This is a genomic window from Kitasatospora sp. NPDC001132 (assembly GCF_053598415.1).
Genome location: NZ_JBSFKF010000019.1, coordinates 72,797 through 98,936, shown reverse-complemented (window position 1 = coordinate 98,936; position 26,140 = coordinate 72,797). Strand labels below are relative to the sequence as shown.

19 protein-coding genes and 1 tRNA gene are annotated in these 26,140 nt (G+C 70.9%); 11 read left to right on the top strand and 9 right to left on the bottom strand.

Features of this window, described 5'->3' with window-relative positions; translation table 11 throughout:
* Positions 1-136 precede the first annotated feature (136 nt).
* From ACWDBE_RS24165 to ACWDBE_RS24150, 4 genes are read left to right on the top strand one after another with little or no spacing between them, the layout of a single operon-like run.
* On the top strand, positions 137-1,066 hold the full coding sequence (locus ACWDBE_RS24165) for a branched-chain amino acid ABC transporter permease (RefSeq protein ID WP_359819021.1): 930 nt from the start codon (positions 137-139) through the stop codon (positions 1,064-1,066).
* Positions 1,067-1,071: 5 nt separating this feature from the next.
* Complete coding sequence (locus tag ACWDBE_RS24160; RefSeq protein WP_449789852.1) at positions 1,072-3,003, top strand: branched-chain amino acid ABC transporter permease; 1,932 nt, start codon at positions 1,072-1,074, stop codon at positions 3,001-3,003.
* 8 nt (positions 3,004-3,011) lie between these two features.
* Positions 3,012-3,851 (top strand): ABC transporter ATP-binding protein, encoded by an 840-nt coding sequence (locus tag ACWDBE_RS24155; RefSeq protein ID WP_449809034.1) that lies wholly within the window; start codon positions 3,012-3,014, stop codon positions 3,849-3,851.
* Entirely contained in the window at positions 3,848-4,564 is a 717-nt protein-coding gene (locus tag ACWDBE_RS24150) for an ABC transporter ATP-binding protein (RefSeq protein WP_392869202.1), read from the top strand. Before ACWDBE_RS24155 ends, ACWDBE_RS24150 begins: the two co-directional genes overlap by 4 nt.
* Positions 4,565-4,622: 58 nt before the next feature.
* Here the strand turns inward: ACWDBE_RS24150 and ACWDBE_RS24145 are convergent, their stop codons facing one another.
* On the bottom strand, positions 4,623-5,279 hold the full coding sequence (locus ACWDBE_RS24145; protein ID WP_449789784.1) for an ANTAR domain-containing response regulator: 657 nt from the start codon (positions 5,277-5,279) through the stop codon (positions 4,623-4,625).
* A 100-nt stretch (positions 5,280-5,379) separates the two neighbouring features.
* Between ACWDBE_RS24145 and ACWDBE_RS24140 the strand changes: the two genes are divergently transcribed.
* A tRNA-Leu gene (locus ACWDBE_RS24140) sits at positions 5,380-5,452 on the top strand.
* A 184-nt stretch (positions 5,453-5,636) separates the two neighbouring features.
* On the top strand, positions 5,637-6,344 hold the full coding sequence (locus tag ACWDBE_RS24135; RefSeq protein ID WP_449809014.1) for a transcriptional regulator: 708 nt from the start codon (positions 5,637-5,639) through the stop codon (positions 6,342-6,344).
* 45 nt (positions 6,345-6,389) lie between these two features.
* Here the strand turns inward: ACWDBE_RS24135 and pyk are convergent, their stop codons facing one another.
* A complete protein-coding gene (gene pyk / locus ACWDBE_RS24130; RefSeq protein WP_449789786.1) occupies positions 6,390-7,820 on the bottom strand; it encodes a pyruvate kinase in 1,431 nt (476 codons plus the stop codon).
* A 324-nt stretch (positions 7,821-8,144) separates the two neighbouring features.
* On the opposite strand from pyk, the gene ACWDBE_RS24125 reads away from it, so the two are divergent.
* From ACWDBE_RS24125 to ACWDBE_RS24105, 5 genes are all read left to right on the top strand, one after another.
* Positions 8,145-9,236, top strand: coding sequence for a hypothetical protein (locus tag ACWDBE_RS24125; RefSeq protein ID WP_449789787.1), 1,092 nt, complete (start codon positions 8,145-8,147; stop codon positions 9,234-9,236).
* Positions 9,233-10,891: an extracellular solute-binding protein gene (locus ACWDBE_RS24120; protein WP_449789788.1), complete on the top strand. Its 1,659-nt coding sequence runs from the start codon at positions 9,233-9,235 to the stop codon at positions 10,889-10,891. Before ACWDBE_RS24125 ends, ACWDBE_RS24120 begins: the two co-directional genes overlap by 4 nt.
* The gene (locus ACWDBE_RS24115) at positions 10,878-11,480 is read left to right on the top strand and encodes a hypothetical protein (RefSeq protein ID WP_449809013.1); all 603 of its coding nucleotides are present in this window, start codon (positions 10,878-10,880) and stop codon (positions 11,478-11,480) included. The genes ACWDBE_RS24120 and ACWDBE_RS24115 overlap by 14 nt, the downstream gene beginning before the upstream one ends.
* 340 nt (positions 11,481-11,820) lie before the next feature.
* Positions 11,821-13,653 carry a bifunctional metallophosphatase/5'-nucleotidase gene (locus ACWDBE_RS24110; RefSeq protein WP_449789790.1) on the top strand — a complete coding sequence of 611 codons (1,833 nt, stop codon included), beginning with the start codon at positions 11,821-11,823 and terminating at the stop codon, positions 13,651-13,653.
* A 72-nt stretch (positions 13,654-13,725) separates the two neighbouring features.
* Positions 13,726-13,980 (top strand): hypothetical protein, encoded by a 255-nt coding sequence (locus tag ACWDBE_RS24105; RefSeq protein ID WP_449809012.1) that lies wholly within the window; start codon positions 13,726-13,728, stop codon positions 13,978-13,980.
* A 94-nt stretch (positions 13,981-14,074) separates the two neighbouring features.
* Here the strand turns inward: ACWDBE_RS24105 and ACWDBE_RS24100 are convergent, their stop codons facing one another.
* From ACWDBE_RS24100 to ACWDBE_RS24070, 7 genes are all read right to left on the bottom strand, one after another.
* The gene (locus ACWDBE_RS24100; RefSeq protein ID WP_449809033.1) at positions 14,075-15,532 is read right to left on the bottom strand and encodes an aldehyde dehydrogenase family protein; all 1,458 of its coding nucleotides are present in this window, start codon (positions 15,530-15,532) and stop codon (positions 14,075-14,077) included.
* A gap of 49 nt (positions 15,533-15,581) precedes the next feature.
* Complete coding sequence (locus ACWDBE_RS24095; protein ID WP_449789792.1) at positions 15,582-16,448, bottom strand: helix-turn-helix domain-containing protein; 867 nt, start codon at positions 16,446-16,448, stop codon at positions 15,582-15,584.
* A gap of 337 nt (positions 16,449-16,785) precedes the next feature.
* Positions 16,786-18,246, bottom strand: a complete 1,461-nt coding sequence (locus ACWDBE_RS24090) for a glutamate synthase subunit beta (protein WP_449789793.1) — start codon at positions 18,244-18,246, stop codon at positions 16,786-16,788.
* The gene (gene gltB, locus ACWDBE_RS24085) at positions 18,239-22,840 is read right to left on the bottom strand and encodes a glutamate synthase large subunit (protein ID WP_449789855.1); all 4,602 of its coding nucleotides are present in this window, start codon (positions 22,838-22,840) and stop codon (positions 18,239-18,241) included. The genes ACWDBE_RS24090 and gltB overlap by 8 nt, the downstream gene beginning before the upstream one ends.
* Before the next feature lie 417 nt (positions 22,841-23,257).
* Positions 23,258-23,995, bottom strand: coding sequence for a VIT1/CCC1 transporter family protein (locus ACWDBE_RS24080; RefSeq protein WP_449789794.1), 738 nt, complete (start codon positions 23,993-23,995; stop codon positions 23,258-23,260).
* A 147-nt stretch (positions 23,996-24,142) separates the two neighbouring features.
* A complete protein-coding gene (lgt, locus tag ACWDBE_RS24075; RefSeq protein ID WP_449809011.1) occupies positions 24,143-25,150 on the bottom strand; it encodes a prolipoprotein diacylglyceryl transferase in 1,008 nt (335 codons plus the stop codon).
* 119 nt (positions 25,151-25,269) lie between these two features.
* On the bottom strand, positions 25,270-26,133 hold the full coding sequence (locus ACWDBE_RS24070; RefSeq protein ID WP_449789796.1) for a DsbA family protein: 864 nt from the start codon (positions 26,131-26,133) through the stop codon (positions 25,270-25,272).
* Positions 26,134-26,140: the final 7 nt, after the last annotated feature.

The following is a 26,140-nucleotide window of genomic DNA, read 5'->3' as shown; positions in this document are numbered from 1 at the left end:
CTGACGTACCGTCACCACCCGCACCACCAGCGCCACTTCACCACCACCGCGCGCGGGGGCGCCACCAGTGCCCCCGCGCGCACCCACATCCACCACCCACGCGGACAACCCCCGAACGCACTACGGAGGCCCAGCGGTGCACGACCTACCGCAGCAGCTGGCCAACGGCCTGATCCTCGGCGCCCTCTACGGGCTCGTCGCGATCGGCTACACGATGGTCTACGGCATCGTCCAGCTCATCAACTTCGCCCACGGCGAGATCGTCATGGTCGGCGGCTTCGGCGCCCTGACCGCCTACCTCGCCCTCCCCGGCGGCACCACCCTGTGGCTGGCCCTGCCGCTCATGCTGATCGCCGGCATCCTGGTCTCCACCCTCACCGCCGTCGCCGCCGAGCGCTTCGCCTACCGCCCCCTGCGCAACGCCCCCCGGCTCGCCCCGCTGATCACCGCGATCGGGCTGTCCATCTTCCTCCAGCAACTCGTCTTCTCCTTCTACCCGGACGCCAAGAAGGCCCGCGTCTTCCCCAAGCTCCCCGGCGACCCCTTCAGCCTCGGCTCCGTCACCATCCAGCGCAGCGACCTCTTCCTGATCATCGCCGCCCCGCTGTGCATGCTCGCCCTCGGCTGGTTCGTCACCCGCACCCGCTCCGGACGCGCCATGCAGGCCACCAGCCAGGACCCGGACACCGCCAAGCTGATGGGCATCGACACCGACCGCATCATCGTCATGGCCTTCGCCATCGGTGCCGCGTTCGCCGCCGTCGCCGCCGTCGCCTACGGGCTGCGCAGCGGCCAGGTCGACTTCCGGATGGGCTTCATCCTCGGCCTCAAGGCCTTCACCGCCGCCGTCCTCGGCGGCATCGGCAACATCTACGGCGCCATGCTCGGCGGCCTCGCCCTCGGCCTCGCCGAAGCCCTCGCCACCGGCTACATCCAGCACCTGCCCGGCATGCACCTCTTCGGAGGCGGCGCCTGGAAGGACGTCTGGGCGTTCGTTCTCCTCATCCTCGTGCTCCTGATCCGGCCCCAGGGCCTGCTCGGCGAGCGCGTCGCGGACAGGGCGTGACCACCATGACCACCACCCGCACCGAAACCACCCCGGTCATCCCGCTGCCCGCCCGCGCCGCCGCGGCCACCACCGGACTCGGCGCCCTCGCCACCACGGCCTCCGCCGCCATGTCCTGGACCTGGACCGCCGACTTCCCCGGCGACCTCACCTACTACGGCTCCCCCGCCGGACTCCAGTGGCTCGCCCTCGCCGCCGGCCTGCTCACCCTCGTCCTGCTGCTCGCCTGCCAGGGCCTCCCCGGCCTGCGCTGGGCCGCCCCCACCCGCAGCAACAACGCCGTCCTGTACGCCGCCACCGGCGCCCTCGCCGTCGCCGTCTACGCGGTGTCCGCCATCTCCGCCGAACTCGGCGGCCTCGCCAACCTCGAACCCGGCGGCTGGGTACTCGCCGCGGGCGGCCTGATCGGCGTCCTCGGCGCCCTCGGTCTGCCCCTCGACCGCCGCACCGCCGTCCCGCTGCGGATCCTCGACAAGCGCCTCTTCCTGCTCGTCCCGATCGCTCCCGCCGCCTGGTTCGGCGCCCACGCCGTCCCCACGGACCAGCCCGTCGCCCCCGTCCTCACCGCCCTGGCCGGCGGCCTCGCCATCGCGGCCGGCGTCGTCCTGCTGCTCCAGCTCGGCCACCTCGCCAACAGCGGACTGCGCCTCGGCCGGGCCGACCGCCCGCTGGCCGCGCCGCGCGCCCTCCCCTCCTGGGTCGAGGTGCTGCTGATCGTCCTCGCCTTCGGGCTCGGACTGTTCGCCATCACCTTCGGCATCGACACCGAGTACGGCGAACTCTTCACCGGCTACCTGCTGTTCGTCGCCCTCGCCGTCCCCGCCCTCACCAGGTCCGGCCTGATCGCCCGGCTGCGCGCGCTGACCGTCAAGCACCGCCCCGTCACCACCGGCGCCGCCTTCGCCGCCGCCGCCAGCTTCCCGTTCACCCAGACCAGCGACCAGTACACCTCCGTCGCCACCAACATCCTGATCTTCGCCACCGTCGCCCTCGGCCTCAACATCGTCGTCGGCCTCGCCGGCCTTCTCGACCTCGGGTACGTCGCCTTCCTCGGCGTCGGCGCCTACGCCGCCGCCCTGGTCTCCGGCTCCCCCGCCTCGCCCATCCACGTCCAGTTCCCGTTCTGGGCCGCGATGCTCACCGGCGCCGTCGTCTCCATGGTCTTCGGCGTCCTCATCGGCGCCCCCACCCTGCGACTGCGCGGCGACTACCTCGCCATCGTCACCCTCGGGTTCGGCGAGATCTTCCGCATCACCATGCTCAACCTCAACGGCACCACCGGCCCCAAGGTCACCAACGGCTCCAACGGCATCCCCCGCATCCCGGACCTGGAGATCCTCGGCTTCGACCTCGGCAAACCGCACACCGTCGCCGGCATCGAACTCGGCCGCTTCTCCAACTACTACCTGCTGATGCTGCTGGTCACCGCCCTCGTCGTGCTGGTCTTCGCCCGCGTCGGCAACTCCCGCATCGGCCGCGCCTGGGTCGCCATCCGCGAGGACGAGACCGCCGCCGAGGCCATGGGCATCAACGGCTTCCGCCTCAAACTGCTCGCCTTCGCCCTCGGCGCCCTGCTCGCCGGCCTGGCCGGCACCGTCCAGGCCCACGTCAGCTACACCGTCACCCCCGACCAGTACACCTTCGCCGAGGCCCTCCCGCCGAACTCCGCCTTCCTGCTCGCCGCCGTCATCCTCGGCGGCATGGGCACCATCAGCGGCCCGCTGGCCGGCGCCACCCTGCTCTTCCTCATTCCGAAGAAGCTCGAATTCCTCGCCGACTACCAGCTCCTCGCCTTCGGCGCCGCCCTCATCGTCCTGATGCGGGTCCGCCCCGAAGGCCTCATCCCCAACCGGCGCCGACAGCTGGAGTTCCACGAGACCGCCCTCCCGGCCCAGACCGCCGGCGAGCCGACCGCACTCACCAAGGCAGGGGCGTGACCGACCCGATGACCACCACCGCCGCACCCCTGCTCGAAGTCACCGGCGTCACCATGCGCTTCGGCGGCCTCACCGCGGTCAACGACGTCTCCCTCACCGTCGGCGAAGGCGAGATCATCGGTCTCATCGGCCCCAACGGCGCCGGCAAGACCACCTTCTTCAACTGCCTCACCGGCCTCTACGTCCCCACCGAGGGCGCCGTCCGCTTCCGCGACACCCTGCTGCCGCCCAAGCCCCACCTGGTCACCCAGGCGGGCATCGCCCGCACCTTCCAGAACATCCGGCTCTTCGCCAACATGACCGTCCTGGAGAACGTCCTGGTGGGCCGGCACACCCGCACCAAGGAAGGCATCTTCTCCGCCGTCCTGCGCGGCCCCGGCTACCACCGCGCCGAGGCCGAGAGCCGCGCGAGGGCCATGGACCTCCTGCAGTTCACCGGCCTCGCCGAGAAGGCCGACCACCTCGCCCGCAACCTCCCGTACGGCGAGCAGCGCAAACTGGAGATCGCCCGCGCCCTCGCCTCCGAACCCGGCCTACTGCTCCTCGACGAACCCACCGCCGGCATGAACCCCCAGGAGACCAGGGCCGCCGAGGAACTCGTCTTCGCGATCCGCGACAAGGGGATCTCCATCCTCGTCATCGAGCACGACATGCGGTTCATCTTCAACCTCTGCGACCGCACCGCGGTGCTCGTCCAGGGCCAGAAGATCGTCGAGGGCGACCGCGAGACCGTCCAGAACGACGAACGCGTCATCACCGCCTACCTGGGAGCCCCGCTCGAAGGCACCGACCCGGCCGCCCCGGCCGCCCCGGCCGCCCCGGAGAACGTTACGGAGTCCGACCAGTGACCGCACTTCTCGAGGTCCAGGACCTCCGCGTCGCCTACGGCAAGATCGAAGCCGTCAAGGGCATCAGCTTCACCGTCGAGCAGGGCGAGGTCACCACCCTCATCGGCACCAACGGCGCCGGCAAGACCACCACCCTGCGCACGCTGTCCGGCCTGCTCAAGCCCACCGCCGGGCGGATCACCTTCGACGGCCAGGACCTCTCGACCGTCCCCGCCCACCGGATCGTCGCCCTCGGCCTCGCCCACTCCCCCGAGGGCCGGCACATCTTCCCCCGGATGACCATCGAGGAGAACCTCCTCCTCGGCGCCTTCCTGCGCACCGACGCGGCCGGCATCGCCGCGGACGTCGAGCGGGCCTACGGCCTGTTCCCGATCCTCGGCGAACGGCGCCGCCAGGCCGCCGGGACGCTCTCCGGCGGCGAGCAGCAGATGCTCGCGATGGGGCGGGCGCTGATGTCCCAGCCCAAGCTGCTCATGCTGGACGAGCCCTCGATGGGGCTCTCCCCGCTGATGATGCAGAAGATCATGTCCACCATCGTGGAACTGAAGTCGTCCGGTACGACCATCCTCCTGGTCGAGCAGAACGCCCAGGCGGCCCTCTCCCTCTCCGACCGCGGCTACGTCATGGAGACCGGCCGCATCGTCCTCTCCGGCACGGGCGCCGACCTCCTGCACGACGAGTCCGTGCGGAAGGCCTACCTCGGCGAGGACTGAGCCCTCCGCGGACGCGAAAGGCCCGGCAGAAACGTTCTGCCGGGCCTTCGTACGCGCGTTACTCGGACTTGCCCTCTTCCGCCTTCTTGCGGTCCTGGGCCTCGCCCTCCTCGATGACCGCCTCGGCCACCGCCGCCATCGTCATCCGACGGTCCATCGACGTCTTCTGGATCCACCGGAAGGCCGCCGGCTCGTTCAGCCCGAACTTGGTCTGCAGCACACTCTTCGCCCGGTCCACCAGCTTCCGCGTCTCCAGCCGCTGGCTGAGATCCCCGATCTCCTTCTCCAGCGCCCGCATCTCCGCGTACCGCGACACCGCCATCTCGATCGCCGGCACCAGGTCCGACTTCGAGAACGGCTTGACGATGTACGCCATCGCCCCGGCATCGCGCGCCCGGTCCACCAGCTCCCGCTGCGAGAACGCCGTCAGCATCAGCACCGGCGCCAGGTGCTTCTCGTGGATCTGCTCGGCAGCCGAGAGCCCGTCGAGGACCGGCATCTTCACGTCGAAGATCGCCAGGTCCGGCTTCAGCTCCTCCACGAGCCGCACCGCCGTCTCCCCGTCGCCGGCCTCACCGACGACGGTGTACCCCTCCTCCTCGAGCATCTCCTTGAGGTCGAGGCGGATCAGCGCCTCGTCCTCGGCGATCACAATCCGCGTGATCTGGGGCGTATCGGTCTCAAGCGGCTGCGCCTGCTCGTCGGCGGTGCTCACGGGGCTCCTAGTTCCGGCGGGGTACTGCATGCACGAGGGTACCCAGACACGGTATGTTTGAGACCAGCGGGTCCGAAGTTGAACCTTCGAATCCATGGGCGCCCCGGTAGCCCAGCGGGAGAGGCGATGGTCTCAAACACCATACAGCGTGGGTTCGAATCCCACTCGGGGCACTTAACCTTCGATTCGCAGGCCGCTTAGGCCAGCCTAACCGTTGGCGATCTTCATCAATCCGGATGAAAATCGCCGCATTCACCAGATCTACCCGTGCGATTCGCACACGCTCGGCCGTACGTACGACATGGCCGCACGCCAGGGACACTCGATCTGCACGCCTCCGGGCTGACCTTCAGCCAGGTGAGTCGTGCGACCGGGATCTCCCGCTTCTCGATCCGCCAGTGGGCATCCGGCGCGGTGCCCGGTCCACGCATGACCGCCGAATGCTCGGTCCGCAGCGGTCGACTCGATCCCTCAAGGCCACGCCCCCAGTACTCCTACCTGCTCGGCCTCCATCTGTGCGACGGCTGCATCGGCGAGGGCCGCCGCCAGGTCCACGCCCTCCGTATCGCATGCTGCGACACCTGGCCGGGCCTCATCCTCGAGTGCGAGCGGGCCGTCGCCGCCGTCATGCCGCACAACAAGGTCAACCGGATCCAGGCGCCCGGCTGTACCAGCGTCGTCAGCACCAGCAAGCACTGGCCCTGCCTCTTCCCCCAGCACGGGCCCGGCCCGAAGCACCGGCGGCCGATCGTCCTCACGCCGGGGCAGCAGGAGGTCGTCGACGCCCACCCCTGGGAGTTCCTGCGTGGCCTGATCCACTCCGACGGCTGCCGCATCACCGACCGGACGACCCACACCGTGCGCGGCGTCACGAAGCGCTACGAGTACCCGCGTTACTTTTCCCCGACACCTCGACCGACATCATCGGCCTCTTCGCCGCCACCCTCGACGTTCGTCGGCGTCCACTGGAAGGCCGCTTCGCGCCCCACTGGCGCCACGAACGTTTCCGTCGCCCGCAAGGACTCCGTCGCCCTCATGGACGCCCACATCGGGCCCAAGTACTGACGGCGGCACGGCCCCGGAAGGGCCGCGCCGCCGATCGAAGGTCGCTCAGGCGTCCAGGGTTCCCACGTGGTGGACGCGGACGAGGTTGGTGGAGCCGGCCAGGCCGGGCGGCGAGCCGGCGGTGATGACGACGATGTCGCCCTTCTGGCAGCGGCCCAGCGACAGCAGCGCCGCGTCGACCTGTTCGACCATCTGGTCGGTCGTCGGGGCGAACGGACCGAGGAAGGTCTCCACCCCCCAGGTGAGCGCGAGTTGGCTGCGGACGGCGGGCTCGTAGGTGAAGGCGAGCACCGGGATGGGCGAGCGGTAGCGGGTGAGCCTGCGCGCGGTGTCGCCGGACTGGGTGAAGGCGATGAGGTACTTGGCGTGCAGGAAGTCGCCGATCTCGGCGGCCGCGCGGGCGACGGCGCCGCCCTGGGTCCGCGGCTTGCCGCCGGTGATCAGGGGCAGCAGTCCGGCCGCGAGGATGTCGTTCTCGGCGGCCTCGACGATCCGGGCCATGGTCTTGACCGTCTCGACCGGGTACTTGCCGACGGAGGTCTCCCCGGAGAGCATCACGGCGTCGGTGCCGTCCAGGACGGCGTTGGCGACGTCGGAGGCCTCCGCGCGGGTGGGCCGGGAGGCGTTGATCATCGAGTCGAGCATCTGGGTCGCGACGATGACCGGCTTGGCGTTGCGGCGGGCGAGCTTGATGGCGCGCTTCTGGACCAGCGGGACCTGTTCGAGGGGCATCTCCACGCCCAGGTCGCCGCGGGCCACCATGATCCCGTCGAAGGCGTCGACGACGGATTCCAGGTTCTCCACCGCCTGCGGCTTCTCGATCTTGGCGATGACCGGGACGCGGCGCCCCTCCTCCGCCATGATCCGGTGGACGTCCTCGACGTCCCGCCCGCTGCGGACGAAGGAGAGCGCGACGAGGTCGGCCCCGGTCCGCAGCGCCCACCGCAGGTCGGCGACGTCCTTGTCGCTGAGCGCGGGGACGGAGACGGCGACGCCGGGGAGGTTGAGGCCCTTGTGGTCGGAGACCAGCCCGCCCTCGATGACGAGGCACCGCACGTGCGGGCCGTCGACGGCGACGACCTCCAGGGTGACCCGGCCGTCGTCGACCAGGATGCGCTCGCCGCGGCTGACGTCGGCGGCGAGCCCGGAGTAGGTGGTTCCGCAGCGGTCCTTGTCCCCCACGACGCCCTTGTCGGTGGAGATGGTGAACTCGTCGCCGCGTTCGAGGAGTACGGGTCCGTGGGCGAAGGTGTCGAGCCGGATCTTCGGGCCTTGAAGGTCGACGAGGATGCCGACGCTGCGGCCGGTCTCGTCGGCGGCCTTGCGGACGCGGCGGTAGCGTTCCTCGTGTTCGGCGTGCGAGCCGTGGCTGAGGTTCAGTCGGGCGATGTCCATCCCGGCGTCGACCAGGGACTTGATCCGGTCGTACGAGTCGGTGGCGGGCCCGAGGGTGCAGACGATTTTTGCTCGGCGCATAGTGCTGAGACTAGGCATTACCGGTGCGTAACCGCGACGCGGGCCCGGACTGCGGGATGACCGTTTGCGTAAGGCGAGTTGAACAATCTGACACATCCTCGGACCGCAGTGCGAACGCGCTTCGCCGCGCGCTCTCCGCACGCCCTGCGCGCCCCCGTCACACCGCCCGTCGATGCGATTCCGTGAAGGGGTGTTCACCCCTGGTTCACCGCCGCTTCCTCCCCCGCTCCCCGCCCGGCGGGACGCTCGTCACCCCCGGGTGGCTGCCCGGGCGCCCCGGGTCACCACCCGGACGAAGTAGCGGACGAGGGGGAGGCGTTCGGTATGCGACGCGCACTGGGGGTGGTTGCGGCCCTGGCGCTGCTGGGCGGGGTCGCCTTCGCGCTGATCCCCGACGACGACCCGAAGAAGGACACCAGGACGGTCGCCGTCACCGGCCTGATCGGCTCGGAGAAGCGCGCCTTCTTCGAGAACGACGAGGTCAGGGCCGAGTTGGCGAAGCAGGGCCTGGAGGTCCGGGCGGACTCGACCGGCTCCTGGACGATGAGCGACCAGGCGGACAAGACCCCGGGGCTCGACTTCGCCTTCCCGGCGAGCGCGGCACCGGCCCAGGAGATCCAGCGCATCTGGAAGTTGAAGGACTCCCCGCCGGTGCCGTTCTACTCGCCGCTGGTGATCGTGGCCCACCAGCCGGTGGCCGACGTCCTGAAGCAGAACAAGCTGGCCGACAAGGACTCCACCGGCATCTGGACGTTCCGGATGGACGAGTACGTCAACGCGCTGCGGAGCAACCGCAGATGGGAGGACCTGGCGGGTGCCCGCGAGCACCCGGAGCTGTCCGGCCAGCTCTTCGTGACCACCACCGACCCGGAGAGCTCGTCCTCCGGGGCGATGTACCTCGCGCTGCTCTCGTACATCGCGAACAACCACCAGGTGGTGTCGGACGACGCCGGCGTCGCCGCCGTCAAGGACGTCCTGCACACCGCGAACGCGCTGCAGGGCATCCAGAAGAGCAGCAGCGACGAGCCGTTCCGGGACTTCGGCGCGGGCATCGGCAGCCCGCTGATCTTCGCGTACGAGTCGCAGGCCGCCGCCCTGTCGCTGCAGGGCAAGCCCACCGGCGACATGGTCGTGCTGTACCCGGACACCACGGTCTACTCGGACCACACCGTCGTGGCCCACACCGACAACGGCCGCAGGCTCGCCGACGTCCTCCAGAACGACGAGGTGCTGCGCGGCCTGGAGGCCAGGTTCGGCCTGCGGCCGCAGGCCAAGCCGGAGGCCTTCGCGAACCTGATGCGGGACAGGAAACCGACCTTCGCCCCCGATCTGAACGCCGCCAGGATCAAGCAGGCGACCCTGCCCTCGCTGGACAACCTGATCAAGCTGACCGCCGCGGCGAAGGGGACCAAGTGACCATCCCGAAGAAGCGGCGCGGCCGGCTCGTGGCCGCGCTGGCCGCCGTGCTCGTCGCGGCGACCGCCTGCACCTCCGGCGGCTCCGGCTCCGGGCCGGGCCCCGACCCCAGCGGCCCGCCCGCCGAGACGGCCCGCCCCGGGGTGCTGCGCGTCCTGGCGGGCAGTGAACTCCAGGACCTGGCACCGGTCCTGGAGGAGGCCCGCAAGGCCACCGGGGTGACCGTGCAGTTCTCCTGGACGGGCACCCTGGACGGCGCGGACACCGTCGCCTCGGGCCGGGCCGACGGCAAGTACGACGCCGTGTGGTTCCCGTCCGACCAGTACCTGCGGCTCGATCCGGCCGGCCGGTCCAAGGTGGTCTCCGAGATCCCGGTGATGGTCTCGCCGGTGGCGATCGGGGTGCGTTCCTCGACGCTCGGCGAACTCGGCTGGGGCGACGGCTCGAAGGTCACCTGGGCGCAGGTCGGGGACGCGGCCGCGGCCGGCAGGCTGGCGTACGGGATGGCCGACCCGTCCCGTTCCAACTCGGGCTTCTCCACGCTCGTCGCGGTGGCCTCGGCCTTCTCCGGCGCGGGCGCGGCGCTGACCGACGCGGACGTGCAGAAGGCCTCGCCGCAGCTGAAGCAGTTCTTCAAGGGCCAGAAGCTGACCTCCGGTTCCTCCGGCTGGCTGGCGCAGGCGTACAGCCGGGCCGAGTCGGGCACGGTGGGCGCGCTGGTGAACTACGAGTCGGTGCTGCTGTCGCTGAACCGGACGCTGCCGCCGCAGCAGCAGCTGACCGTGGTGCGGCCGCTGGACGGCGTGGTGTCGGCGGACTACCCGCTCGGGCTGATGTCCTCGGCCGCACCGGAGCAGCGCGACTCCTTCCAGCGGCTGACGGCGTACCTGCTCAAGGAGGACGTGCAGAAACGCATCTCCGAGGCGACGCTGCGCCGCCCGGTGACGGCGGGCGTGACCCCGGCGGCCGGGCTGCCCGCGGACCGCCGCAAGGAGCTGCCGTTCCCGGGAACCAGGGCGGTCGCGGACGGCCTGCTGGCCGCGTACCAGAACGAGCTGCGCCGCCCGTCCCGGACGGTGTACGTGCTGGACACCTCGGGCTCGATGGAGGGCTCGCGGATCGCGGCGCTGAAGAGCGCGCTGGGCCGGCTGACCGGGGCGGACGACACCCGCGGGGTGCGCCGCTTCCGGGACCGCGAGGAGATCACGCTGCTCTCCTTCGCCTCCGAGGTGAAGTGGACCAAGACCCACGTGGTGCCGGCCACCGGGAGCCAGCCGGGCCCGCAGGCGGAGTTGGCGTCGATCCAGGCGGACGTGCAGTCGCTGGCGGCCGAGGGCGGGACGGCGGTGTACTCCTCGCTGGAGGAGGCGTACCGGGTGATCGAGCGTCAGCAGGCGGCGGCCGGTGACGACCGGTTCACCTCGATCGTGCTGATGACCGACGGGGAGAGCAACGCCGGTGCGACGGACGGCGACTTCAAGCGCTTCCACGACGCGCTGCCGGCCGGGGAGAGGTCGATCCCGGTGTTCCCGATCAAGTTCGGGGAGGCGGCGGTGGGCCAGCTCCAGGGGATCGCGGACCTGAGCGGCGGCAAGCTGTTCGACGGGACGGGTTCGCTGGACGGGGTGTTCGAGGAGATCCGTGGCTACCAGTGACGGGTTCGGCCCCCGGGTGCTGCGCTACCTGGAGTCGGCCAGGAACCTGGTCGGCTGCGCGGGTGGCGCGGTCGGCCTGGGGCTGCACTTCGCCGGGCTGGGCGGGGCCTGGTGGCCGGGGGTCGTGGCGGGGCTGTACGGGGTGGGCGCGCTGCTGACGCCCGGTCCGGGGCCCCGCCCGGGCCCGGGGCCGGATCCCGGTGCACCCGAGCTGCCCGGCGCGCGGGTGCCGGGGCTCGAGGAGCCGCGGCCTCCGGCGCCCGAGCCCGAGCCCGAGCCCGAGCCGAAGCCCAAGCCCACGCCCGAGCCCGAGCCGGCCCCCACACCCGATCCGGAGCTGGTGGCGCTGGCCGCCTACCTGGACACGGTGCCGCTGCCGCCCTCGGCCCGGGTGGACGCCCTGCTGGCGGCGCTGCGGGCGGCAGGCCCGGGGCCGGTGGCGGAGCGGATCGTCCGGCACCGGCTGCCGGTGGCGGTGGCCGGCTACCTGCGGGCGCGGACCTGGCAGCCCTGGGCGGGGCCGGGTGATCCGGATCCGGCGGTCCAGCTGGGCCGCGAGGTCGACCGGCTCACGGCCGAACTGTCCTGACCGACCGTCCGCCCCGGGATGGCGGCGGCCTCCCGCCCGCCCGTCCCGGAGCCGCCCCTCGGAAGCCGACGCCCCCCGGAGCCCGACGTTCGCCCCTGTCCCGGAGTCGGTCTCCGGAAGTCCGCCCTCCGCCCTACCACCCGGTACCTCCCCCGTCCCGTCACGAACGAGTCGTTAAGATCTCACCTCCTGGACAGGTCCGGGGGCTATCCAGCGCCCCGACCCGCACGGCACACTTCTACGCGCGTCCTTCTACGCGCGTCGACGCGTACACGCACACCTGTCAACGAATGCCAGTTGACGGCCCATCCGCCGTCGGTCCCACTCGGGAGAGTCGTCCATGCCCCTGAACCGCCGTGACTTCGTCACCCGGTCCGCCGCCACCGCCGCCGGCGCCGCCCTGGCCGGCGGTGCCGCCCTGGCCGCCGCCCCCTCCGCCGCGGCCGCCCAGCCGGACACGGCGGCCGCCAAGGGCCGGCCCCAGCCGCACAAGCAGGCCTTCACCGTGATGGGCACCACCGACCTGCACGGCCGGGTGCTCAACTGGGACTACTTCACCGACGCCGAGTACACCGACAAGGGCCACAACGCGGTCGGCCTCGCCAAGATCTCCACCCTGGCCAACCAGGTGCGCGAGGAGAAGGGCTGGGACCGCTGCCTGCTGATCGACTCCGGTGACACCATCCAGGGCACCCAGCTGTCCTACTACTACGCCCGGATCGAGTCGATCGACACCGAGGCGAACACCGTGCCGGACCACCCGATGGCCGTCGCCATGAACCTCATGGAGTACGACGCCGCCGCGCTCGGCAACCACGAGTTCAACTACGGCATCCCGCTCCTGAAGGCCTACCAGGACCAGCTGGAGTTCCCGCTGCTGGGCGCCAACGCGCTGAACGCCAAGAACGAGAAGCCGGCCTTCAAGCCGTACGTGATCAAGGAGCTGCGCCTGGGCGGCGGCCGTCCGGTGCGGGTCGGCATCCTCGGCCTCACCAACCCGGGCATCGCGATCTGGGACAAGGCCAACGTCAGCGGCAAGATGGTCTTCCCCGGCATCGTCGAGACCGCCGCCACCTGGGTGCCGAAGATGAAGGCCGCGGGCGCGGACGTCATCGTGGTCTCGGCGCACTCGGGCTGCGACGAGGCGACCACCTGGGGCGACCAGCTGCCGTGGGCCGAGAACGTCTCGGTGGCCCTGGCGGAGACCGTCCCCGACATCGACGCGGTGCTGGTGGGCCACGCCCACAAGGAGGTCGCGCAGCGCCTGGTCGTCAACAAGAAGACCGGCCGGACGGTCGTGCTCTCCGAGCCGCTCTGCTACGGCCAGCGGCTGACCTGCTTCGACTTCGAGGTCGAGTTCGCGGCCGGTGCCTGGAAGGTCACCTCGGTCTCCTCCCGGCTGCTGAACTCCAACACGGTGCCGGAGAACCCGGAGATCACCAACGCGATCGCCGAGCAGCACAAGAAGGTCGTCGCGTACGTCAACCAGAACATCGGCACCAGCAAGATCGCGCTCTCGATCGCCGAGGCACCCTTCAAGGCCACCCCGATCATCGACCTGATCGGCCGGGTCCAGGCCGACGCCGTCAAGGCCGCGCTGGCGGGCGGGCAGTACGCCAACCTCCCGGTGCTCGCCCAGGCCGCCCCGTTCAACCGCACCGCCCTGATCCCGTCCGGTCAGGTCAAGCTGCGCGACGCCGCGGGCCTCTACATCTACGAGAACACCCTGGAGGCCCGCATCATGACGGGCGCCCAGCTCAAGGACTACCTCGAGTACTCGGTCAAGTACTACAACCAGCTCGCCCCGGGCGCCCCGGTCGACAAGGACAAGCTGACCGGTGCCGAGGCCACCCCGGACTACAACTACGACTCGGTCTACGGCCTGAGCTACGACATCGACATCGCCCAGCCGAAGGGCCAGCGGATCGTCAACCTGTCCTTCCAGGGCAAGCCGATCGACCCGGCCGCCGAGTTCGTCCTCGCCGTCAACAACTACCGTGCCAACGGCGGCGGCAACTTCCCGCACGTCGCCAAGGCCAAGGTGGTCTGGTCGAACTCCGACGAGATCCGCAACACCATGATCGCCTGGGTGAAGGCCAAGGGCACCATCGACCCCGCGGACTTCTTCACCGACTCCTGGCGCCTGGTCCGCGCCGGCCAGCCGGTCTTCTGACCCGCACCCCACCGGAAGGCCGTCGCCCCGCAGGCGACGGCCTTCCGACCCGTCCGGTGGAAGAATGGCGCCATGAGCGAGTTCCAGACCCCGGAGCGCCACGCGCGGCCGCTGGCCCACGCGCAGAGCCTCACGCCTCCGGCCGGTTGGAAGATCGAGATCTCCGGTGACGAGATCATCATGACGGCCGGTCCGTCGGCGATCCACCAACGCAACCTGCTGCTCATCCGCAGGCAGTTCGAGGCACACGAACCCGCCGGCATGATGCCCAGCGCAACACCGACCTCGCCTCCCCGAACGTCGGCAAGCTGCGCAACCCGGACCTGACCTACCCTGCTCCGCTACGGGGTCTGAACGGTCAAGCAGTGAGGGCCTCCTGGCGGCTGCCGCCAGGAGGCCCTGACCGTTCGGCGGCCCGTGGTCAGAACGGGAAGACCGCGCGCTCGTGCTGGACGGAGATCCACTTCACGGTGGTGAAGGCGTCCACCGTGGACTCGCCGTTGAGGCGGCCGACGCCGGAGTGCTTCTCGCCGCCGAAGGGCACGCCCGGCTCGTCGGCGATGGTGCCGCCGTTGACGTGGATCATGCCGGTCTCGATCCGCTGGGCGAGCCGCACGCCGCGCTCGACGTTCGCGGTGTGCACCGCGCCGCTGAGCCCGAACGGGGTGTCGTTGGCGAGCCGCACGGCCTCGTCCTCACCGTCGAAGGGCACCAGCAGCACGACCGGGCCGAAGAGTTCGTTGCGCAGGATCGGCGCGTCCTGCGCCAGGCCGGTGAGTACCGTCGGCGACATCAGGCTGCCGACCGTGCCGCCGCGCAGCAGCGCGGTGGCGCCGGCCGCGACCGCCTGGTCGACCTTGGCGAGGAGGTTGTCGGCCTGGACGGGGTTGATCAGCGGGCCGATGTGGGTGGCCGGGTCCTTGGGGTCGCCGACGGTGAGCGAGGCGACCTTGGCGACGAACTTCTCGGTGAACTCGGCCTCGACGCTCCGGTCCACCAGCACCCGGTTGGCGGCCATGCAGACCTGCCCCTGGTGGACGAAGCGGCTGAACACGGCGGCGTCCACGGCGTGGTCCACGTCGGCGTCGTCCAGCACGATCAGCGCGCTGTTGCCGCCGAGCTCCAGGACCGTCCGCTTGAAGTGCGCGGCGGCGACGGTGGCGACGTGCCGGCCGACCTTGTCGGAGCCGGTGAAGGAGATCACCTTGGGCACCGGGTGTTCCAGGAAGCTGTCGCCGATCTCGGCGATGTCGGTGACCACCACGTTCAGCAGGCCGGGCGGCAGCCCCGCGTCCTCGAAGAGCTTGGCGATCAGCCCGCCGCCGACCACCGGGGTCTCCTGGTGCGGCTTGAGGACGACGCCGTTGCCGAGCGCGAGCGCCGGGGCGACGGCCTTGAGCGCCAGGAACAGCGGGAAGTTGAACGGGCTGATCACGCCGACGACGCCGACCGGCAGCCGGTAGAGCCGGTTCTCCCGGCCGTGGGCGGGCGAGGCCAGCAGCCGGCCCTCGGCGGCCACCGACAGGTGCAGGCACTCCCGCAGCACGTCCTTGACCAGCGACAGCTCGAAGCCCGCCTTCAGCGCGGTGCCGCCGAGTTCGAGCATGATCGCCTGGACGATCTCCGGCTCGCACTCCTCCAGCAGCCGCAGCGCGCGCTCGAAGACCAGCCGCCGCTGGTACGGGTTGGCGGCGGCCCACGCCTTCTGGGCGCGCTCGGCGGCGCGGTAGGCCTGGTCGACCTCGGCGACGGTGGCGACGGTGATGGTGGCGAGCTTGTCACCGGTGTAGGGATCGACGTCGACGATGTCCCAGGAGCCGCTGCCGCTGCGCCACTCGCCATCGATGTACTGCAGCGCCAACTCGGAGAAGTACGACATCTGTTCCCTCTCATGCACCGACCTGATGGAAAATCATCGTACTGACGGATCAGAGCTCTTGGCGCACCGCGTGCAGCAGGTCGCGGGTCCGCTCCGGGCTCAGGCTGTCGGCGAGCAGGTCGTCCATCGCCTTGCGGTACTCGGCCACCTCGCCGGGCTTGTCGAGGTAGAGCGCGGTGGTGAACTGTTCCAGGTACACCACGTCCGCCAACTCGGCCTCGGAGAAGCCCAGGACGGTGAAGGCGCCGCTCTCCGCGCTCAGTCCGGCGTTGCCCAGCGGCAGCACCTGGATCCGGACGTTGGGCAGTTCGCCGGCCTCCAGCAGCCGGTCCAGCTGGCCCCGCATCAGCTCCGGTCCGCCCCAGGGTCGGCGCAGCGCGGCCTCGTCCAGGACGGCGACCAGGTGCGGTGCCCGCTCGCCGGTCAGGACCGCCTGCCGCTTGAGCCGTACGTCGACGCGGCGCTCGATCTCCTCCGGCCCGTTGGCGTGGCAGCCGGCGGTGACCACGGCGCGGGCGTAGTCGGCGGTCTGGAGCAGCCCGTGGACGAACTGGACCTCGTAGCTGCGGATCTCGGCCGCGGCCTCCTCCAGGCCCAGGTAGTTCTGGAACCAGCCGGGCAGCACGTCTCCGTACTCGTGCCACCAGGAGCTGGCGTTGGCTTCGCGCAGCAGGCCGAGGACGGTGGCGCGTTCCTGTTCGGCCTCGACTCCGTAGAGGGTCAGCAGGTCGGCGACGTCCCGTTCCTTGAAGCCGACCCGGCCGAGTTCCATCCGGCTGATCTTGGATTCGGAGGCCCGGATCGAGTATCCGGCTTCCTCCCTGCTGACGCCTCTGGCCTCGCGGAGCTTGCGCAGCTGGGTGCCGAGCTGCAGACGCCGTACGGTGGCGCCCCCGCCTGCCTGAGTCGTGCCCATCGAAGTCGTCCTCCGCACTCGCCCAGCCCCCCGGCCGTCGGCCGCAGTCTGCCACCTGGCACCGACGAACAACAGTCCGCTGCCTTGCGAACCGTGGGGGTTGCGGTCGGCTCCGGTCGGGATCCGGGAGACGGGCCCCGGGTGTCCGGGGGTCGTCGCGGTTGCGGGGTCGGGTCCTGCGGAGAACGCGACGGCGCCCGCCCTCCAACTGGTCGGGGAAGAGGGCAGGCGCCAGGAGACCGCGTTGGCCCGGCGACACTGGCGGGGGCAGCGGGTTGAGCTCCCGGCGATGCGGCGCCGGGCGTTCGGTGGGGGCCGGTCGGAGACCGTCCGTCCGTCAGACCACCAGGGGGCGGTCGGTGGGCCGGATGGGGGCGGGAAGCGGGGTCTTGCCGCCCAGGTACCTGTCCACCGCGGCTGCGGCCGAACGGCCTTCCGCGATGGCCCAGACGATCAGCGACTGGCCACGGCCGGCGTCTCCGCAGACGTACACGCCATCGACATTGGTGGCGAACCGGCCATCACGGGCAATGTTACCGCGCGCGTCGAGGTCCGCTCCCAGCTGCTCGACCAGTCCGTTGCGCACGTCCGTCCCGGTGAAGCCCATGGCCAGGGTGACGAGCTGCGCGGGGATGGCCCGCTCGGTGCCGGGCACCGGCTCGAACCGGCCGTCCTTGAACTCCACCTCGACGAGGTGCAGTTCCTGGACGTTGCCGTCCTGGTCGCCGGTGAAGCGGGTGGTGTTGACGGAGTAGACCCGCTCGCCGCCCTCCTCGTGGGCGGAGGTGACCTTGTACGTCATCGGCATGGTCGGCCACGGCTGGTGCCCGGGCCGTTCCTCACCGGGCCGGGGCATGATCTCCAGCTGGGTGACGGAGGCCGCCCCCTGCCGGTGCGCGGTGCCGACGCAGTCCGCGCCGGTGTCGCCGCCGCCGATCACGACGACGTGCTTGCCCTTGGCGCTGATCGGCGACTCCACGAAGTCGCCTTCCTGCACCTTGTTGGCCAGCGGCAGGTACTCCATGGCCTGGTGGACGCCCTTGAGCTCGCGTCCGGGCACCGGCAGGTCGCGGGCGGTGGTGGCGCCGGCCGCGACGACCACGGCGTCGAAGCGCTCGCGCAGCTGCTGTCCGGTGATGTCCTCGCCGACGTGGACGCCGGTGCGGAACCGGGTGCCCTCGGCCCGCATCTGCTCGATGCGGCGGTTGATGTGGCGCTTCTCCATCTTGAACTCGGGGATGCCGTAGCGCAGCAGCCCGCCGATCCGGTCGGCGCGCTCGTACACGACGACGGTGTGCCCGGCCCGGGTGAGCTGCTGGGCGGCGGCGAGGCCGGCCGGTCCCGAGCCCACGACGGCGACGGTCTTGCCGGAGAGCCGCTCGGGCACCTGCGGGGTGACCCCGCCGCGGTCCCAGGCCTTGTCGATGATGGTGACCTCGACGTTCTTGATGGTCACCGCGTCCTGGTTGATGCCGAGGACGCACGCGGACTCGCACGGGGCCGGGCAGAGGCGGCCGGTGAACTCCGGGAAGTTGTTGGTGGCGTGGAGCCGCTCGATGGCGCCGACGAAGTCGTCCCGGTAGGCGAGGTCGTTCCACTCGGGGATGAGGTTGCCGAGCGGGCAGCCGTTGTGGCAGAAGGGGATGCCGCAGTCCATGCAGCGGCCGGCCTGCTTGGTGATGATCGGCAGGAGGCTGCGTTCGACGTAGACCTCGTTCCAGTCCTTGATCCGGACGTCGACCGGGCGGCGCTCCGCCAGCTGCTTGGGCGTGGTCAGGAAGCCCTTGGGGTCAGCCATTAGCCGCCTCCATCATCTTCGCGGTGGTCTCGGCCTCGGAGAGGCCGTCGCGCTCAGCGGCGTCCTTGGCGGCGAGCACTGCCTTGTAGTCGGTCGGCATGATCTTGGAGAAGCGGGAGACCCCGCTGCCCCAGTCCGCCAGGAGCTCGGCGGCGACGGTGGAGCCGGTCTCCTCGTAGTGCTGCTGCACGGTCTCGCGCAGCCAGTCGCGGTCGGCGGCGGTGGGGGCCTCGATGCCCACCATGCCGTCGTTGACATTGGCGGGGCGCAGGTCCAGGACGTACGCGATGCCGCCGGACATGCCCGCCGCGAGGTTGCGTCCGGTCTCGCCGAGGACGACGACCCGGCCGCCGGTCATGTACTCCAGGCCGTGGTCGCCCACGCCCTCGACGACGAGGGTGGCCCCGGAGTTGCGGACGGCGAAGCGCTCACCGGCCTTGCCGCGCAGGTGGACGCGGCCGGAGGTGGCGCCGTAGCCGATGGTGTTGCCGGCGATGACGTGGTTCTGCGCGTCGTTGCCGATGGCGGCCGCCTCGCGGGCCGGGCGGACGACGATGACGCCGCCGGAGAGGCCCTTGCCGACGTAGTCGTTGGCGTCGCCCTCCAGTCGCAGGGTCACGCCGCGCGGCAGGAACGCGCCGAAGGACTGCCCGGCGGAACCGGTGAAGGTGACGTCGATGGTCCCCTCCGGCAGGCCCTCGCCGCGGTACCGCTTGGTGACCTCGTGGCCGAGCATGGTGCCGACGGTGCGGTTGACGTTGCGGATCGGCAGCTCGATGCGGACGGTCTCGCCGCGCTCCAGGGCGTCCTGGGCGAGCTCGATGAGCTGGTTGTCCAGGGCCTTGTCGAGCGCGTGGTCCTGGGCGGTGGTGCGGTGGCGGGCGGCCCCTTCGGGCAGCTCCGGCACGTGGAACAGCGGGGCGAGGTCGAGCCCGGCGGCCTTCCAGTGGTCGATCGCGGCCCGGGCGTCGATGTGCTCGGCGTGGCCGACGGCCTCCTCGATCGAGCGCAGGCCCAGCGAGGCCAGGATCTCCCGGACCTCCTCGGCGATGAACTCGAAGAAGTTGACGACGAACTCGGGCTTGCCGGAGAACCGTTCGCGCAGCACCGGGTTCTGGGTGGCGACGCCGACCGGGCAGGTGTCCAGGTGGCAGACGCGCATCATGATGCAGCCGGAGACGACCAGCGGGGCGGTCGCGAAGCCGAACTCCTCGGCGCCGAGCAGCGCGGCGATCACGACGTCGCGGCCGGTCTTCAGCTGGCCGTCGGTCTGGACGACGATGCGGTCGCGCAGCCCGTTGAGCAGCAGGGTCTGCTGGGTCTCGGCGAGTCCGAGTTCCCAGGGGCCGCCGGCGTGCTTGAGCGAGGTGAGCGGCGAGGCGCCGGTGCCGCCGTCGTGTCCGGAGACCAGGACCACGTCGGCGTGGGCCTTGGAGACGCCCGCCGCGACCGTGCCGACGCCGACTTCGGAGACCAGCTTCACGTGGATGCGGGCCGCCGGGTTGGCGTTCTTGAGGTCGTGGATCAGCTGGGCGAGGTCCTCGATCGAGTAGATGTCGTGGTGCGGGGGCGGGGAGATCAGGCCGACGCCGGGGGTGGAGTGCCTGGTCCTGGCGACCCACGGGTAGACCTTGTGGCCGGGCAGCTGGCCGCCCTCGCCGGGCTTGGCGCCCTGGGCCATCTTGATCTGGATGTCGTCGGCGTTGACCAGGTACTCGGAGGTGACGCCGAAGCGGCCGGAGGCGACCTGCTTGATCGCGGAGCGGCGCTCCGGGTCGTACAGGCGGTCCGGGTCCTCGCCGCCCTCGCCGGTGTTGGACTTGCCGCCGAGGCGGTTCATCGCGATGGCCAGGGTCTCGTGGGCCTCGCGCGAGATCGAGCCGTAGGACATGGCGCCGGTGGAGAAGCGCTTGACGATCTCGGAGACGGGCTCGACCTCCTCGACCGGGATCGGCTCCCGGTCGAGGCCGTCCAGTCGGAACAGGCCGCGCAGGGTCATCAGCCGCTCGGACTGCTCGTTCACCCGGTCCGTGTACTGCTTGAAGATGTCGTACCGGCGGTTGCGGGTGGCGTGCTGGAGACGGAAGACGGTGTCCGGGTCGAACAGGTGCGGTTCGCCCTCGCGGCGCCACTGGTACTCGCCGCCGATCTCCAGGGCGCGGTGCGCGGCCGGGATGCCGGAGGCCGGGTACGCCTTGGCGTGCCGGGCGGCGGTCTCGCGGGCGATCTCCTCCAGGCCGATGCCGCCGAGCTTGGTGGTGGTGCCGGCGAAGTAGCCGTCGACGAGGTCCTGGGCGAGGCCGATGGCCTCGAAGACCTGGGCGCCGCGGTAGGAGGCGACGGTCGAGATGCCCATCTTGGACATGACCTTGAGGACGCCCTTGCCGAGTGCCTTGATCAGGTTCCTGATGGCCTTCTCGGCTTCGAGGCCCTGGATGAAGACGCCCTGGGCGACGAGGTCCTCGACGGTCTCCATCGCCAGGTACGGGTTGACCGCCCCGGCGCCGTAGCCGATCAGCAGGGCGACGTGGTGCACCTCGCGGACGTCGCCGGCCTCGACGAGCAGGGACACCTGGGTGCGCTGCTTGGTGCGGATCAGGTGGTGGTGGACGGCCGAGGTGAGCAGCAGGGAGGGGATCGGGGCGTGCTCGGCGTCGGAGTGCCGGTCGGAGAGCACGATGATCCGGGCGCCGTCGGCGATCGCCGCGTCGGCCTCGGCGGCGATCTCGGCCAGCCGCGCGGCGAGGCCCTCGCCGCCGGTGGTGACCTTGTAGAGGCCGGACAGCGTGACGGCCTTGAGGCCGGGCTGGTCGCCGTCGGCGTTGATGTGGACCAGCTTGGCCAGCTCGTCGTTGTCGATCACCGGGAAGGTGATGCCGACCGAGCGGCAGGACGCGGCCTCGGCGGCCAGCAGGTTGCCCTCGGGGCCGAGGTTGGAGAGCAGCGAGGTGACGAGTTCCTCGCGGATGGCGTCCAGCGGCGGGTTGGTGACCTGCGCGAAGAGCTGCACGAAGTAGTCGAACAGCAGTCGCGGCTTCTCGCTGAGCGCGGCGATGGGCGAGTCGGTGCCCATCGAGCCGAGCGCCTCGGCACCGGTGCGCGCCATCGGGGCGAGGATGACGCGCAGTTCCTCCTCGGTGTAGCCGAAGGTCTGCTGGCGGCGGGTGACGGAGGCGTGGGTGTGGGCGATGTGCTCGCGCTCGGGGAGCTTGGCGAGCTGGATCTGTCCGCCTTCGACCCACTCCTCGTAGGGGTGCTCGGCGGCGAGGGCGGACTTGATCTCCTCGTCCTCGACGATGCGGCCCTCGACGGTGTCCACCAGGAACATCCGGCCGGGCTGGAGGCGGCCCTTCTTGGCGACCTTCTCCTGGTCGATGTCGAGCACGCCGACCTCGGAGGAGAGGACGACCAGGCCGTCCTCGGTGATCCAGTACCGGGCGGGGCGCAGGCCGTTGCGGTCGAGCACGGCGCCGATCCGGGTGCCGTCGGTGAAGGTGACGCAGGCCGGGCCGTCCCAGGGCTCCATCAGGTTGGAGTGGTACTGGTAGAAGGCGCGGCGGGCGGGGCTCATGGTGGCGTGGTTCTCCCACGCCTCCGGGATCATCATCAGCACCGCGTGCGGCAGCGAGCGGCCGCCGAGGTGGAGCAGTTCCAGGACCTCGTCGAAGGAGGCGGAGTCGGAGTGCTCGGGGGTGCAGATCGGGAAGATCCGCTCCAGACCCTGCCCGTTCTTGTTGGCGGGGATGAGGTCGGTGGCGAGCTGGGACTCCCGGGCGCGCATCCAGTTGCGGTTGCCCTTGACGGTGTTGATCTCTCCGTTGTGCGCGACGAAGCGGTACGGGTGGGCCAGCGGCCAGCTCGGGAAGGTGTTGGTGGAGAACCGGGAGTGCACCAGGCCGATCGCGGAGGCGTAGGTGCGGTCCGACAGGTCGGGGAAGAAGGGTTCGAGCTGGCCGGTGGTCAGCATGCCCTTGTAGACGATGGTGCGCGCGGACAGCGACGGGAAGTACAGCCCGGCTTCGCGCTCGGCGCGCTTGCGGACCACGAAGGCGATCCGGTCCAGCTCGATGCCGGCCAGGCCGTCCTTCGCCAGGAAGAGCTGCCGGAAGCGCGGCATCACGCCGCGTGCGGTGGCGCCGAGCAGGTCGGGGGTGACGGGGACGTCGCGCCAGCCGAGGACGGTCAGGTCCTCCTCGGCCGCGATGGCCTCGACCTGCGCGACGGCGGCGGCGTCGGCGGCGTCCTCGTCCGGCAGGAAGGCGATGCCGACGGCGTAGGCGCCGGCGGCCGGGAGTTCGAAGTCGACCTTCCCGCGCAGGAAGGCGTCCGGGACCTGGGTCAGGATGCCCGCACCGTCACCGGAGTCGGGCTCGGCGCCGGTGGCGCCGCGGTGCTCCAGGTTGCGCAGGACGTTCAGCGCCTGCTCGACGATGGTGTGGTCGGCGATGCCGGTCAGCGTGGCGACGAAACCGACGCCACAGGCGTCGTGCTCGTTCCGCGGGTCGTACAGGCCCTGAGCAGCAGGTCGCGCATCCGGCACGAGCGCGTAGGGCCGGCGGGCGGTGCCGGCCTGGGGCTCGTTGGCGGAGTGCATGGATGCAGACAGCATCGGCTCTCCCGTCGTCGTCTTTCGGCAAGTTGGTGCAAGTAGGGACGACGTTGGCCCTGATGCGATGGTGCGGTGTCGTGCAAGTTACATGATGCCCGTGATCCCGAGAAGCGGAAATATCCCGTCCAGATGGCGGGACGACGCGCAGGTCAGGGGTGTGTGAGAGGACGCGCCACAGTGCACGTCCCGACGATTGTGCCCAACCGTCCACGGCCTGAAACAGGGGCGAAACCGGCCCGCCACGGAAGCCGATCACGGGTGCCTGGGATTCCATTCCGGGAGCCCGTCCGCGGATGCGAATCCGCGGCTCGGGGGCCCGAATGATGAGACACTGCCAGGCGCCACTCGGCGCTCATGTGTGAAACGTCACGCACTCGTCAGCATAGTCATGCACTGCCGCGCTCAGCCCACGTGGCCGCCGATCAGCCACCCGAGCAGGTAGGTCACCCCGGCGGCCGCGCCGCCCAGCACCAGCTGCCGCAGCCCGCTGAACCACCAGCTGCGGGCCGTCACCCGGGCCACCACCGCGCCGCACAGGAACAGCCCGGCCCCCGCCAGCAGCAGGGCGGGCAGCAGCGTGGTCGCCCCCAGCAGGTACGGCAGCAGCGGCAGCAGCGCGCCGAGCGCGAAGCACAGGAACGACGAGCCGGCCGCCACCAGCGGCGAGGGCAGGTCGGTCGGGTCGACGCCCAGCTCCTCGCGGGCGTGCACCTCCAGGGCCAGCTCCGGGTCCGCGGACAGCTGCCGGGCCACCTCGTGGGCCAGCTCGGGGTCCACCCCGCGCGAGACGTACAGCTGGGCCAGCTCGGCCAGCTCGCCGTGCGGGTTGCGGCTCAGCTCCAGCCGCTCGACCTCGATCTCGGCCTGCACCAGCTCCCGCTGCGAGGCCACCGAGGTGTACTCCCCCGCCGCCATCGAGCAGGCACCGGCCGCCAGGCCCGCCAGTCCGGTCAGGATCACCGTCCCGTTGGACGCCGCACCGCCGACCACCCCGGTCATCAGCGCGAAGTTGGACACCAGTCCGTCCACCGCGCCGAACACGGCCGGCCGCAGCCAGCCGCCGTTGACGTCCCGGTGGTGGTCGGCCGCGGGTATCCGCGGCTGGTGCCCGGCGTCGGCCTCCACAGCGGTCGCACTCATCGTTCTTCCCCTCGGTCGTCGTTCCTCGGCCTTGACCGTAGCCCGCCTGACCTGGGCATTTCCAGCAAAGTAAGGCTGCCCGAACACCACTGAGGCCACCCTTCGCGGCGTTCGCGAAGGGTGGCCTCAGGCGGGGGAAACCCCTGGTCAGATCGGGTTCTTGGCGTCCTTGCCGGCCGTCCCGGCGGCCGGTTCCCCATCCACGGGCCCGGCCGGCTCGCGCAGCACCGGCTTCCCGTCGGCCTTGTCCACAGCCTTCCCGTCGGCCTTCTCCCCGGCGCCCTTCCCGCCCTTGTCGGCGGGCTCGGCGTCCTCCGCCAGGTGCGCGGCCGGGTCGATGCTCGCCGGGTCCTCCCGCCCGGGCCGCGTCCGGCCCACGATCACGGAGTACGCCACCGCACCCGCGAACACCGCGATGGACACCCAGTCGTTCAGCCGCAGGCCGAAGTAGACGTGGGCGTCGTCGATCCGCAGCCACTCGATCCAGAACCGGCCCACCGTGTACGCGGCCACGTACAGTGCGAACGCCCGGCCGTGGCCCAGCGTGAAGCGGCGGTCCGCCCAGATCACCAGCAGCGCGACACCGACGCACCACAGCGACTCGTACAGGAAGGTCGGGTGGTAGACGCCCTTCACGACCTCGCCGTTCGCCAGCGTCTTGTCGATCTCCAGGCCCCACGGCAGGGTGGTCGACCGGCCGTACAGCTCCTGGTTGAAGTAGTTGCCCCAGCGGCCCAGCGCCTGCGCGAGCGCGATGCCCGGCGCGATGGCGTCGGCGTACGCGGGCAGCGGCACGCCCCGGCGGCGGGCACCGATCCAGGCGCCGACCGCGCCCAGCGCGACCGCGCCCCAGATGCCGAGGCCGCCCTCCCAGATCTTGAGGGCGTCCCAGGGGTTCTTCCCCTCGGCGAAGTACAGTCGGCCGCCGTCGGTGATCACGTGGTACAGGCGGCCGCCGACCAGGCCGAACGGCACGGCCCACACGGCGATGTCGCCGACGGTGTGCTTGGCACCGCCCCGGGCGACCCAGCGCTTGCTGCCGAGCCAGACGGCGACGACGACACCGAGGATGATGCAGAAGGCGTAGGCGCGCAGCGGGATCGGTCCGAGGTACAGGACGCCCCGCGACGGGCTGGGAATGTAGGCGATATCCATGGCAGTTCCGACGCTACAGGGTCCGGCGGCCCGCTCGGACACCCCTGGGGTCACAGAAACCGAACAACGGACGGCGCCGCCCCCTCCGGACGGGAAGGGGGCGGCACGGTGGAACGGGCTCAGCCGGGCGTCGGCGACGGGTTGTTGGCCTCCGAGGCGGCGCTGGTCGGCGCCGGGCTCTGCCCGTGCGAACCCGGCGTGCCCAGCTGCTTGCCCTGGTTCGCGGCGTCCACCCACTTCGCCAGGTTGGCGGGGGTGATCTCCTCGCTGCCGTTCTTCGGGTAGATCGGCTGGCCGTTGAGCAGCACCGTCGGGGTGGACTTGAAGCTGGACTTGTCGAAGTCCTGCTGCACCGCGGACACCCACCCGCCGAACTTGTTGTCGTTGACGCAGGCCTGGAACTCGGGCGTGTCCAGGCCGTTGACCTGCTTGGCGAGGCCGAGCAGCGTGTTCTTGTCGCCGAAGGCGTCGTTGGTCTCGTCCGGCTGGTTGCGGTACAGCACGTCGTGGAAGTCCCGGAAGTGCCCGGCGTCCTGGGCGCAGCCGAGCGCGTTGGCGGCGGTCCTGGAGCCCTTGCCGCCCACGGCCCGGTCGATGAACGACACGATGTGGTAGTTCGTGTAGATCTTCCCGGCGTCCTCCATCTGGTCGATGGTGGACGAGAACTCGCGCTCGAAGGTGCCGCAGGCGGGGCAGCGCGGGTCCTCGTAGACCGTGAGGACGGAGGGCGCGTCTGCGGCGCCGACGGGGATGACCAGGTTCTTGTCGCCGATCGTCCCGGCCGGGGCGGCGGTGGGCGTCTCCGGCTTGGAGCGCTGGTTCTGCACCACGACGCCGGTGATCACGGCGGCGGCGATCACCGCGAGCACGGAACCGCCGACGATCAGCTTCTTCCTGCGCTTGGAGGTGGCCTCCTCGGCCGCCCGCTGCTCCAGCATCCGCTCGCGGGCGGTGCGCTTGCCTTCTCGGTTCTTCTCGCTCATTGCGTTG